Source organism: Hymenobacter sp. J193, assembly GCF_024700075.1.
Classification (GTDB): domain Bacteria; phylum Bacteroidota; class Bacteroidia; order Cytophagales; family Hymenobacteraceae; genus Hymenobacter.
Window position 1 is genome coordinate 159,005 of the sequence record NZ_JAJONE010000001.1, and the last position, 11,439, is coordinate 170,443.

The window sequence follows — 11,439 nt, forward strand, 5'->3', positions numbered from 1 at the left end:
AAAGAAGTAAATAGGCAATTGGCAACGGTTAGCCTTTCAAGACCAGCCGCGCTTTTTCCGGGGCCACCCCGATAGTGGCAATAGCGCCGGAATTGAACTGTAAGAAGTCGGTTTCCACGCCATCGGAGAAGATGACTCCGTTCATCGGCATCATGGATTCCACCCGCAGAGGCGTCGTCGTATCCAGTAAGCCCGCCGTCAGACCGGCTTGCGTGCGTTTGCTCTGAAATGGCTCCCGCACCACAAACATCAGCTCTTCCTCCGTCAGGACCGGCCGCGGTAGGGTTTCTTCTGAATCATCCAGGAAACGGCTCATGCCGGCCGTCATGTTGAATACGGAGCTCAGCCAGCCCGTTGAGCCCGATTTTGTGGACACGATGATGCCCGACGAAGAATGCTGCTCCTGCTCCTCCTGGTAAACAATGTGGTAGCGGGCCGACACGTGCGAGGCAGCCCCAATGAACAGGTCGTTGAATGCCAGCAGGCGCTGCCCGTCGTGGAGGCGGGCTTCGGCCAGCGTGGCTTCCCGCACCCGAAACCGCTCGGCCATGACGCGCTCCACGGCCGGCAGAAAGTCCTGGGGCGTGAAGGGCAGCAGCACCCCGTCGTTCCGTTCCTGGTCGGGGTTCACGGCAATAATAGGAATGCCGCCCACATACTTGGCCGTATTGGCTACCAGTCCATCCTGCCCCACTACCACCACCAGCTGCTTGTGGTTAAACAAAAACGAAGGCAGGTACGCCCGCTCGACTACCTTGTTCTTGATAACCGACGACAGGCGGCGCTGCACCAGGGAAAACGACTCCTGGAAGCGGGCATTTTCGGCCTCGTACTCGGCAAACTCGCCCCCCACGCTTTCGATGTAGAACTTAGCCTGCGCCTTCGTATTGAAACGCTCCATGAGCTGCTCCAGGCGGGTTTTGTTGCGCACCAGGATGGCATAATCGAGGCTCATCGGCGGCCGGGCTGGGGCTTGTCGGAATCCGTTAGCAGGGTATCGAGTAAATCGGGGGAGATGTTGAGGTTGCCGATTTTGCCCGCGTTTTCGGCCAGCTCCCGGAAGGCCAGGGCAATGTTGAACTTCGGGTCGGGGTTGTTGCTGAGGGCCACCAGCAGCTTCCAGTCCATATCCTTGTAGGGCCGCAGGGTGGTTTCCAGCACGTAGCCCCGGGTTTCGGCTTCCTTGCGCTGGTTTTCGGCGTTCTGCTCAATCAGAAGCTTGCGCTGCTCTTCCACCGAAATGTCGGCCTGCACTTTCATTTCGCGCAGCTTGCGGGTGCTTTCCGCCTTCTGCATCTCGCCTTCCGTTTTCTTCTCGGCAATCTGCTTGTTCTTCTCCTCCACCGCTATTTCGGTGTTCAGCTCGCTTTCCCGGATCTTGCGTTCCTGCTCCACGGCAAAGTTGCGGCGCTCAAACACGGCCTGGTCGGCTTCCTGCTGAATCTTCTCGCGGGTTTCGGTTTCCAGGGCGCGGCCCATTTCCGGGGTGGCTTTCACGGCCAGAATGTTCACGCTCAGCACTTCAATACCCAGCAGCATAATGGCCTTGGAAGCAGCCAGTCCCTCGGCAATGTTTACCTCAATGGCTTTGGCTGCGCGCATGGCGTCCTTCAGTCCCAGGCTGTGCACGAAGGTGGCGGTAGCCGTCTGGGCCTCGTTGATGATGCGCTGGTGCAGCTTTTCCAGATCGTTTTTCTTGTATACGCCCCGGCTGTCGACTGTAAAGTCGAGCTGTTCGGCGAGCTGCTTGGGGTTGCCGGCTTTGTAGGTAATCTGCCCCTGGATGGATACCGTCTGGTAGTCGTGGGTGGTTTCGTTGAAGATAAAGGGCAGGTCGTTGCTGCCCATGGGAATAGCCACGATGGAGCTGTTTGGTCCGAAATAGTAGAACGACAACCCCCGCCCTTCTTTCGCAATGCGGCCATTCTTGTAATGAATGGCGTAGGTCATTGAGTCAAACTGAATGTGGTTTATTCCGAACATAGCAAGGCTGGTTGAGCAGTAGGCACAGCGGTAAAAGTATCCATAGTTCAGAATTCTTCTGTTCTTATCCTTCCCCAACCGGTTCTTTGCCTGATGATCAGCCATTTCCGACGCCTTCCGCTGGTAATTTTCGGCGCTTGCTTTATCGGCTTTGTCGTTATTTACAGCGAGTACCGAGCCACGGATGCAATATTGCGGCAAACCGGTCTGGCCCTGGTAGCGAGGCTATTGCAGACTTAAAAACAGTTAGCTTGACGGCATACGCTTGAGCCGTAGCGCCGCAAAATAGTCGTTTATCTTGCCGCGTTTACGACCCGTCTTTAGCTTTTCCCGATGCCTGCTACACTTGACGCGTTTCAACCCCGGCCGAAGACAGCGAGGCGCTGGATGTTTGGCCTGGGCCTGCTGGCGTTGCTGCTGGTAGTGCAGCTGGAAACGAATGCCTGGCTTTTCCCACTGGTTGTGGTTCTGGCGGCGGTGAGTGTACTGGTCATCCCCGTTGGCTTTCTCCTAAGCAAACCGCCCCGGCGCGCCTACTGGCTGATTGTGGCAAGCGCAATGGCGCTACAGCTACCTCTGTTTCCCCTCATCCACCACTGGCAGGAAAGCATTTCTCAGCGGCGGGCCGCCACAATCATTCAGGCCCTGGAAGCCTACCGCCACGACCAGCAGCAGTTGCCTGATTCATTGGAGCAGTTGACGCCCCGGTATCTGTCTCGCCTGCCAAGCACAGGCTTTGGCACATTCACCCACGCTCCTTTCTTTTACTACTCACCCGGCCTCACGGAGGATTCTACTCAGTATATGCTGGGGTATGGCGTGGGACTTTTCGGTCAGGCCACCTACGACAACCACAGCCGGCGCTGGCACTACGACGACTGAGAAGCTGATTGTGTTGGCTAAAAGAGTCATAGAAACGGTGTATACACCTACTTGCGTCTCGTTGTTGAACGACAATCGTTGTAATGGCGCGGCCGAGGAGACGCTCTACACCGTTTGGTAACCGGAAAAGTTAACGCAAGCGGTTCCTAATTGGCCGGCAACGGCGAACTTCGCCCCCATGCCCACTCCCACCCCATTCCGCAGCATCACCCCCTCCGACTTATCTCCTTCCGACTGGCACCCCTTTATGGTGGGCGCCGTGGCTCCGCGCCCGGTGGCTTTCGTGAGTACCGTGGATGCCGAAGGCCGTGTGAACCTGAGCCCCTATAGCTTCTTCAACTGCTTTGGCTCCAACCCACCCATCCTGGCGTTTTCGCCCGCCAACCGGGTGCGCGACAACTCCCAGAAGCACACCCTGGAAAACGTGCGTGAGGTAGCGGAGTGCGTGGTGCACATCTGCGACTACGCCATGGTGGAGCAGATGTCGTTGGCCAGCACGGAGTATGCCAAAGGTGTAAACGAGTTTGTGAAGGCCGGTTTTACGGAGGTGGCAAGCCAGCGGGTGCGCCCGCCCCGGGTGCTGGAAGCCCCGGCCGCCTTCGAGTGCGTGGTGGAGCAGGTGATTGAGCTGGGCCAGAACAACGGGGCCGGCAACCTGGTGCTGTGCCGGGTGGTGCTGGCCTACTTCCGCGAGGACATTATCCTGCCCTCCGGCATCGGCATCGACCCGAGGAAGCTCGACGCCGTGGCTCGTCTCGGCGGCGACTGGTACAGCCGCTCCGCCCAAACCTTGTTCGAAGTACCCAAACCCAACCGCAACCTCGGTATCGGCTTCGATCAGCTCCCGGCCCACATCCGTCACTCCGAGGTGCTAACAGGTAATAACCTAGGCCGCCTCGCCAACGTGGAAGCCCACGCCCTGCCTACGCCCGAAGAAGTGCAAGCCTACCGTCACACGCCTGCCGTGCAGGCTATTCTGCAACTCCCGGATGCCGCCGCGCAACAGTCAGCTCTTATGAAACTCGGAAAGCAGTTGCTGGAAGCCGGTCAGGTGCTGGACGCGTGGAAGGCGCTTTTGCTGGCGGCTGCCCCGGCAGAATAGGCAGGCTTTCTACATCCATTGCTTCAGTGGCAACACCTGATTGCTTCGGTCGTCGTACCTGAAGCAATCAGGCACAACACTCATTGCTCCACTCAGGTCGTGCGCTTGCTCCGCCTGGCATGAGCGGAGCAATAGCTATAAGACATCTTACTGCGCTTCTGCTGTGCCGTCCACAAAATCTGTGCAATCCGAAAAATCCGTGCGAATCCGTGGTTTTAATTCCGCACGGCAATCATCAAGCCCAGCTCCTTGTACCGCATGTTGAATTTCTTGGCAATGGCGGAGTTGGTGAGGGAGCCTTTGTAGGCGTACACGCCGGAACGGAAATGCTCGTTGGTGAACAGCACCTCGTTGATGCCCCCATGCTGGCTGATTTCCTGCAGAATGGGCGTGAAGATGTTGCTCAGGGCGTTGGTAGCGGTGCGCGGCACGCGCGAGGCAATGTTGGGCACGCAGTAGTGCACCACGTCGTACTTGCGGTATACCGGCTTGCTGTGGCTGGTCATTTCTGAGGTTTCGAAGCAGCCGCCCTGGTCGATGCTCACGTCGATGATGACGGAGCCCGGCGACATGCTGGCTACCACATCCTCCGGCACCATAAACGGAATGCGGCCCTCTTCGGCATTCAGCGCCCCAATCACCACGTCGGCGCGACGGATCTGCTGGTTCAGGGTGTAGGTATCCAGCGTGCTGGTGAAGAGCTGAATGCCCAGGTTTTGCTTGAGGCGACGCAGTTTGTAGAGGTGATTGTCGAACACCTTCACCTCGGCGCCCAGGCCCGTAGCCGCGCGGGCGGCGTACTCGGCCACGGTGCCTGCCCCCAAAATAACTACCTGGGAGGGCGGTACGCCCGTAATACCACCCAGAATCACACCTTTGCCCTCGTTGGAGCGGGCCAGGTACTCGGCGGCCACCAGCATCACCGTAGAGCCCGCAATTTCCGACATAGCCCGCACCACCGGCCGGGCCCCCGAGGGGTCCTTGATCAGCTCAAAGCTGATGGCATTCACCTTTTTGCGCAGGATACCGGTGATATACTCGCTGGTGAGGGAGCCAAACTGCAGGGCCGAAATCAGGGTCTGGTTGGGCCGCAGCAAGTCGATTTCCTCGGCCGTAGGGGGCGCTACTTTCAGCACGATATCGGCCTGAAACACTTCCTTGGGCGTGTAGGCAATGCTGGCGCCGGCCTCGGAGTAGTTGTGGTCGGAGTACTTGCTGGGCTCCCCGGCCCCGCTTTCCATCACCACCTCGTGGCCTTCTTCCACCAGGTGCTTCACGGCCTCGGGCGTGAGGCAGATGCGGTTTTCCTGCAAGGAGGTTTCGCGGGGCAGCCCGATAAACAGCTTGCGCTTGCGTGTTTCCACGGCCAGCATGGATTCCTGCGTGAAGTACGCGCGGCTGGCAGCCAGCGCCTCAAATCCAGGGGGTACTGCTTCGGGCATCTTGGTTTAATTAGTAATTAATAATTAACAATTAGTAATGAGCTGATTCAGTGGGCCTTGAGGCTGAAACACCGAATTCTTCATTATTAATTACCAATTATTAATTCCCTCGCAGAGGGTCCGGTGACGGTGAGCGTGAGGAGTAGCCGATCAGACGGCAGCAGGGCTTCGATGCGGCCGGGCCACTCTATCAGGCAAAGATAGCCAGAATCGAAGTACTCCAATGCTCCTATATCCAGGGCCTCCTGGGCAGAGTTGAGGCGGTAGAAGTCGAAGTGGTAGATGGGTTGGTCGCGGGCGTCGCGGTACTCATTCACGAGCGAGAACGTGGGGCTGCTTACCTCTTCCGTCACGCCCAGGCTGGCACACAGCGCTTTAATGAAGGTGGTTTTGCCCGCCCCCATTTCGCCCTCGAAGCATACGATGGAGTGGCCCGCCAGCGCCTCGCGCACCTGGGCCGCCGCCGCCGGCAGCGCCGCCAAATCAGGAATTTCAACTGTCTGCATACCGGCAAAGGTAAGGAGGTGATGAGGTAACAGTAAGCCTGGCGGCAGACTTAGCCATGGAAGATGGCGCGTCTGCCCGCCGACGGATAAAAGCAAGTCTCCTGACTTGCGGCCGCCCCAGCCACCAGTTACCTGTCACGTGTCACCTCATCACCCTGTCACCTCATCACCTGTCACTCTATTACCTTTACCCGACCACAACCACACCGCACTATGCAAGTTTCCCGGATGGCGGGCAGCCTCATTGGCTCCGAAATCATCAAAATTGGCAATGAAGTAAACGACATGATCCGCCGGGGGGAGCAGATCTGTAACCTCACCATCGGCGACTTCGACCCCGGCATCTTCCCGATTCCCGACGAGCTGGCCGCGGAAATCACCCAGGCCTACGCGGCGCACAACACCAACTACCCGCCCGCCAATGGCGTGGCCGAGCTGCGCCAGAGCGTAAGCCAGTTCCTGGCCGACCGCCTGGGCCTGCAGTACTCGCCCAATGACATCCTGGTGGCCGGCGGCTCCCGCCCGCTCATCTACGCTACCTACCTGGCCCTCATCGACCCCGGCGACAAAGTGGTGTTCCCGGTGCCCTCCTGGAACAACAACCACTACTGCCACCTTTCCGGCGCCGAGGGACTGATGGTGACCACCACGCCCGAAAACAACTTTATGCCCTCGGCTGCCGACGTGGCACCCCACCTGGCCGGAGCTACGCTGCTGGCGCTCTGCTCCCCGCTCAACCCTACCGGCACCGTCTTCACCAAGGTTGATCTGGAGGAAATCTGCGACCTGGTCATTGCCGAAAACCAGCGCCGCGGCCCCGACGAAAAGCCGCTGTACATCATGTACGACCAGATTTACTGGCTGCTGACCTTCGGCAACACCGAGCACTACGACCCGGTGAACCTGCGCCCCGAGCTGCGCGACTACGTTATCTACATCGACGGCATTTCCAAGTGCCTGGCCGCTACCGGCGTGCGCGTGGGCTACGCGTTTGGCCCCAGCGTCATCATCGATAAGATGAAAGCCATCCTGGGCCACGTGGGGGCCTGGGCGCCCAAAGCCGAGCAGGTTGCCACCGCCGCCTACCTGCCCCACCAAACCGACGTCGACCATTTCCTCACTGATTTCCGCCACCGCGTGCAGGCCAGCCTCAACGCCCTTTACCAGGGCCTCACGGAGCTGCGCCGGCAGGGCTACCCCGTTCAGGCCGTCGTGCCGATGGGCGCAATTTACCTGACCATCAAGCTGGACGTGCTGGGCAAAACCACGCCCGCCGGCCAGCAACTCACTTCCACGAAAGAGCTAACGTCCTACCTTATCAGTGAGGCGCGGCTGGCCCTGGTGCCCTTCAGCGCCTTCGGCTCGGAGCACTCCGAGCCCTGGTTCCGGGCCTCCGTGGGTGGCGCCTCCCTGGAGTCTATCCAGGCGGCCCTGCCCCGCCTGCGGGCCGCCCTGGACGCCCTACGGTAACCGCTTTCGGCGGCTACCACCTGAGCCCGGAACTGCCTTGCAGCTTCGGGCTTTTGCTTTTCCTGGCCTGCTTGGTAGTTGCCAGGAGCAAAAGCCTCTGCTTCTCTTGCTCTGCCTTACAGTTTGCCTTGGCGCTTCGCAAGCCGCACTTGCTGCTCTACCCCAAACCGTCAGAAAAATATTTTTCTGTTAATCAATTCGTTACGCTGCCATTCTATTGTTATACGAAATTATTCGTGTAGCTCAGGCAACCTCTATGATATGTCATAGGTCTTTATAGCAAACTGATTCAACATGCTTTCCCGGATCATCTTCTACTCCATCGATAAGGCCATCCGAACCTACCGGAAGCTGGCCCAGACCAACATCGACCGGGCGGGCATTGCCATTACCATTGATCAGTGGCTGGTGCTGCGCGTGATTGAGGAAGACCAGGGCCTGACCCAGACCGAAATTGCTGAGCGGGTGCTGAAAGATCAGGCCTCCGTGGCCCGCATGATTGCGCTGCTGCTCAAGCACGGGCTGCTGGCCTCCGAGTCGGTGGCTCACGATGCCCGCCGCAACCGGCTGCAAGTGACGCCCCAGGGCCAGGCTACGCTGGCGGCTGTGGAGCCGGTAATTCTGCGCAACCGCGCCCAGGCGCTGCAGGGCATTTCGGACGAGGAGCTGGCTACCCTGCGCCGCCTGCTGGAACGCATATACCTCAACTGCTCTACCTGAGCTCTGCCCCTGCTGCCAGCGCGCCGGCTTATCGGCTTATCGTCAGAAACAAAATAATTTTGAATATACGAACACCTTCGTACATTTACTACGAAATCATTCGTACCAGCTCTGTGCTGTTCGGATGCCCGCTGCTGCTTTCCCTCACCAACCTTCTTCTTTGCTATGAAAACCCTTTCATTTACCTTATTGAGCACGTTGCTGGCGCTGGCAGCCCGGGCTCAGAACGCCCCCGTTACCGGTCAGGTGCGTGATGCCCAGGGCGCGGCCGTGGAGTTTGCCACCGTCACCCTGCACCGCGCTGCCGACACGGTGGTGGTGAAATCGGAGTTCAGCGACGAGCGGGGCGCTTACCGGCTGGAGTCGGCTGCGGCCGGCCGCTACCTGGTTTCGGTGGCGCAGCTTGGCTTCCGGCGGGCCTGGACCGGGCCGCTGGAAGTTGCCGGCAGTCCGGTGGCAGCGCCTCTCATCACCCTACAGACCAGCGGGGCTACTACTCTGAAGGAAGTGACGGTGGTAGGCAGCAAGCCGCTGTATGAGCGCCAGGCCGACCGTACGGTGGTAAACGTGGAAGGCAGCACGCTGGCGGCGGGCAATACGAGCCTGGATGTGCTGCGCCGCTCGCCTGGCGTGACGGTGGACGGCAACGACAACCTGGCTTTACGGGGCCGGCAGGGCCTGCTGGTGCTCATCGATGGCAAGCGCCAGCCGATGACGGGCACCGAGCTGGCCGATTACCTGCGTGGGCTGCCGGCCGACCAGCTTAAAAGCATTGAGCTGATAACCAACCCGCCGGCCAAGTACGACGCGCAGGGCGGCGCGGGCATCATTGCCATCAACCTCAAAAAGGACCAGCGCCAGGGCAGCAACGGCTCTGTGCAGGCCAGCCTGGGCTACGGGCGCTACCACAAAGCTACCGCAGGCCTGACGCTGAACCACCGGCGCAAGCATTACAACGTGTTTGGCTCCTACACCTTCGCCGACCGCCGCAACTACAGCGCCCTTACCATCAACCGCGACTTTTTCGACTACGCGGACAACACCCAGACGCTGGTGGGCAAGTCGTTTCAGGACAATGAAAGCGTGGGCCACGGCCTTTCGCACAGCTGGAAAGCCGGGCTGGACTATACGCTTTCGGAGCGCACCACCATCGGGACGGTGTTCAACGGGCTGGCCCTTAGAACCGACAGCAAAGGCTCCAACTTCTCGGAGCAGTACACCGCCGGCGGGGAGCTGACGCGACGCTACACCTCCGACAACCGCCGCAACGGCGACGTGCCCAACTTCTCGGGCAACGTGAACTTCCGGCATACCTTCGCCGACTCGCTGGGAGGCCACGAGCTGACGGCCGATGCCGACTACGCCCGCTACGACACGCGCCGCGACCAGTTGCTGGACACCCGCTTTTCGTTCCCACGCGACTCGGCCGACCGGTTCACCAGCGACCAGCAAAGCCTGCTCACCATTCAATCGGTGAAGCTGGACTACACCCGGCCCCTGAGCAAGGCGCTGCGCCTGGAGGCGGGCGGCAAAGTCAGCTGGGTGTACTCCGACAACGACCTAGAGTTCCGGATTCCGGCCACGGGCGGCGACGTGAGCCAATTGGTACGCGACCCGCTCCGCTCCAACCGCTTCCGCTACGACGAGAATATTGTGGCCGGCTACTTCAACTTCAACCAGACGCTGCCGCAGTGGACGCTGCAGGCCGGCCTGCGCGGGGAGCAAACCAACGCCGTGGGCAAGCCCGAAGCCGATTCGCTGCGCTTCAGCCGGCACTACTTCCAGCTGTTCCCGAGTGCGGCCGTGAAGCACACGTTCTCGGACAAGCACGAGCTGGCCCTGTCGCTGAGCCGGCGCATCGACCGGCCTTCGTACGGGCAGCTGAACCCGTTCCGCTCCTACATCGACGTGACGACTTATGGGGCCGGCAACCCCGAGCTGCTGCCGCAAACCAGCTACAACATGGAGCTAACGCACACCTTTCAGCAGAAATACAGCGTGGGTTTAAGCTACGCTGTCACGTCGGACCCGATTATTGGGACGGTGCAGCCCGCCAAGGACGGGGGCCGGGTGGTGGTTTCGACCAGCCAGAACCTGGAGCGGCAGTACAACTACTCGCTCACGATTACGGCGCCGGTGGAGCCAGCCAAGTGGTGGAGCGTGTACAACAACGCGGTGTTTTACTATAGCCGCTTCGTGGGCAACCTGGCCGGCACTGCGCTGAACGCAGGCAGCCCCGCCTTCAACCTGAGCAGCAACAGCACCTTCACCCTGGGCCACGACTGGAAGGCCGACCTGAACGCCACATACCAATCCAAGGAGCGGTACGGGTACTTTCTCTCCAAGCCGCAGGGCGAACTTTCCGTGGGCGTGCAGAAAGGCTTGTGGAACAACAAAGCCACCGTGAAGCTCAACGCTACCGACTTGCTGTACACCAACAAGGGTCGGGCTACCACGTCCTTCAACAACTACACCGAGCGGTTTTACCAGCGGTTTGAGTCGCGGGTGGTCACATTGTCGCTCAACTACCGCTTCGGCAACGACAAGTTGGCGCCGAGCAAGCGCCGGCAGGGTGGTGCCGAAGACGAAAAGCGCCGGGCGCAGTAAGAATTGCACCATTACTTATAGAACCCACATACCGGAACGAGCTAGTGACCTTAATTAGGCTTCCCTGGCTCGTTCTGTCGTTGTTGCACGACTTGTTGCTGAACTTATTGTTCAAACAAGTAGGAGGACTACATGCAATTAGTAACCCCTAAAGCAAACTATGAGGTAGTATCAGGGTAATTTAGAAAGGCATAGCCGTATCGTTTGCTTGGATAGCTACGCGTAATGATGCCGCACGCAAACTTGATTCTTGGTACAGCCTTGCTTCAGATTTTACCTGTTCATAGAATTTGCCAATGATTCTTCTTCTATTGTCAGCTGACCAAAACTCGGCTCTATCATATATGATATCATATCTGGCCAAGCTTATTCGCTGAATGTTTACTTCTATTTCATCTAGGAGGTTTGTTCTGAAATCAACCTCTTCCTGCCATTCCAAATCCAGCAATAACTGAATTGCGCCACCTACTTCATCCGCAAATGGAGTAGTAAGGGCAATAGTAATGGTTTCTTCCAGCAAAGGATATGGGTAAATACGGAGTCCTGTATTAGGTGGGCATTCTAAATCGTAGATGAAATCATATTGCGTCCAGTAGCGTCCAGCCGCATCTTCGAAAACTGTTAATCCTTTAGCCTCGTGTGGGGTTAAACGAGCAAGCATATGCCACACAATCACCTGATCCTCTATAAAATACCTTTGCATAATATGGAAATGAAAGCGGCAGGC

Annotated in this window: 10 protein-coding genes; 5 read left to right on the plus strand and 5 right to left on the minus strand. The window is 58.7% G+C overall.

From position 1 onward, the window contains the following. Positions 1-28: 28 nt before the first annotated feature. Positions 29-955, minus strand: a complete 927-nt coding sequence (locus LRS06_RS00740) for a sugar kinase (protein ID WP_257869707.1) — start codon at positions 953-955, stop codon at positions 29-31. Next, on the minus strand, positions 952-1,983 hold the full coding sequence (locus tag LRS06_RS00745) for an SPFH domain-containing protein (protein ID WP_257869708.1): 1,032 nt from the start codon (positions 1,981-1,983) through the stop codon (positions 952-954). The genes LRS06_RS00740 and LRS06_RS00745 overlap by 4 nt, the downstream gene beginning before the upstream one ends. 333 nt (positions 1,984-2,316) lie before the next feature. On the opposite strand from LRS06_RS00745, the gene LRS06_RS00750 reads away from it, so the two are divergent. Beyond that, a complete protein-coding gene (locus LRS06_RS00750) occupies positions 2,317-2,865 on the plus strand; it encodes a hypothetical protein (RefSeq protein WP_257869709.1) in 549 nt (182 codons plus the stop codon). Between the two features lie 178 nt (positions 2,866-3,043). Continuing rightward, entirely contained in the window at positions 3,044-3,967 is a 924-nt protein-coding gene (locus LRS06_RS00755; protein WP_257869710.1) for a flavin reductase family protein, read from the plus strand. Between the two features lie 215 nt (positions 3,968-4,182). On the opposite strand, the gene LRS06_RS00760 is transcribed toward LRS06_RS00755, so the two are convergent. Then, on the minus strand, positions 4,183-5,409 hold the full coding sequence (locus LRS06_RS00760) for an alanine dehydrogenase (protein WP_257869711.1): 1,227 nt from the start codon (positions 5,407-5,409) through the stop codon (positions 4,183-4,185). An 86-nt stretch (positions 5,410-5,495) separates the two neighbouring features. Then, complete coding sequence (gene tsaE / locus LRS06_RS00765) at positions 5,496-5,915, minus strand: tRNA (adenosine(37)-N6)-threonylcarbamoyltransferase complex ATPase subunit type 1 TsaE (protein WP_257869712.1); 420 nt, start codon at positions 5,913-5,915, stop codon at positions 5,496-5,498. Between the two features lie 213 nt (positions 5,916-6,128). Here tsaE and LRS06_RS00770 point away from each other — a divergent pair, with 213 nt between their 5' ends. From LRS06_RS00770 to LRS06_RS00780, 3 genes are all read left to right on the plus strand, one after another. Then, positions 6,129-7,385 (plus strand): pyridoxal phosphate-dependent aminotransferase, encoded by a 1,257-nt coding sequence (locus tag LRS06_RS00770; RefSeq protein ID WP_257869713.1) that lies wholly within the window; start codon positions 6,129-6,131, stop codon positions 7,383-7,385. A gap of 294 nt (positions 7,386-7,679) precedes the next feature. Continuing rightward, the gene (locus LRS06_RS00775; RefSeq protein ID WP_257869714.1) at positions 7,680-8,105 is read left to right on the plus strand and encodes a MarR family winged helix-turn-helix transcriptional regulator; all 426 of its coding nucleotides are present in this window, start codon (positions 7,680-7,682) and stop codon (positions 8,103-8,105) included. Between the two features lie 165 nt (positions 8,106-8,270). Further along, positions 8,271-10,712, plus strand: coding sequence for a TonB-dependent receptor (locus LRS06_RS00780; RefSeq protein ID WP_257869715.1), 2,442 nt, complete (start codon positions 8,271-8,273; stop codon positions 10,710-10,712). A 181-nt stretch (positions 10,713-10,893) separates the two neighbouring features. On the opposite strand, the gene LRS06_RS00785 is transcribed toward LRS06_RS00780, so the two are convergent. After that, positions 10,894-11,415, minus strand: a complete 522-nt coding sequence (locus LRS06_RS00785; protein ID WP_257869716.1) for a hypothetical protein — start codon at positions 11,413-11,415, stop codon at positions 10,894-10,896. Positions 11,416-11,439 lie beyond the last annotated feature (24 nt).

What these genes read in the sequence shown, in the direction of transcription:
- LRS06_RS00775 (WP_257869714.1), top strand. Translation starts at nt 7,680, where the DNA reads ATGCTTTCCCGGATCATCTTCTACTCCATCGATAAGGCCATCCGAACC.
- LRS06_RS00745 (WP_257869708.1), bottom strand. Translation starts at nt 1,983, where the DNA reads ATGTTCGGAATAAACCACATTCAGTTTGACTCAATGACCTACGCCATT.
- LRS06_RS00755 (WP_257869710.1), top strand. Translation starts at nt 3,044, where the DNA reads ATGCCCACTCCCACCCCATTCCGCAGCATCACCCCCTCCGACTTATCT.
- LRS06_RS00785 (WP_257869716.1), bottom strand. Translation starts at nt 11,415, where the DNA reads ATGCAAAGGTATTTTATAGAGGATCAGGTGATTGTGTGGCATATGCTT.
- LRS06_RS00750 (WP_257869709.1), top strand. Translation starts at nt 2,317, where the DNA reads ATGCCTGCTACACTTGACGCGTTTCAACCCCGGCCGAAGACAGCGAGG.
- tsaE (WP_257869712.1), bottom strand. Translation starts at nt 5,915, where the DNA reads ATGCAGACAGTTGAAATTCCTGATTTGGCGGCGCTGCCGGCGGCGGCG.
- LRS06_RS00760 (WP_257869711.1), bottom strand. Translation starts at nt 5,409, where the DNA reads ATGCCCGAAGCAGTACCCCCTGGATTTGAGGCGCTGGCTGCCAGCCGC.
- LRS06_RS00780 (WP_257869715.1), top strand. Translation starts at nt 8,271, where the DNA reads ATGAAAACCCTTTCATTTACCTTATTGAGCACGTTGCTGGCGCTGGCA.
- LRS06_RS00770 (WP_257869713.1), top strand. Translation starts at nt 6,129, where the DNA reads ATGCAAGTTTCCCGGATGGCGGGCAGCCTCATTGGCTCCGAAATCATC.
- LRS06_RS00740 (WP_257869707.1), bottom strand. Translation starts at nt 955, where the DNA reads ATGAGCCTCGATTATGCCATCCTGGTGCGCAACAAAACCCGCCTGGAG.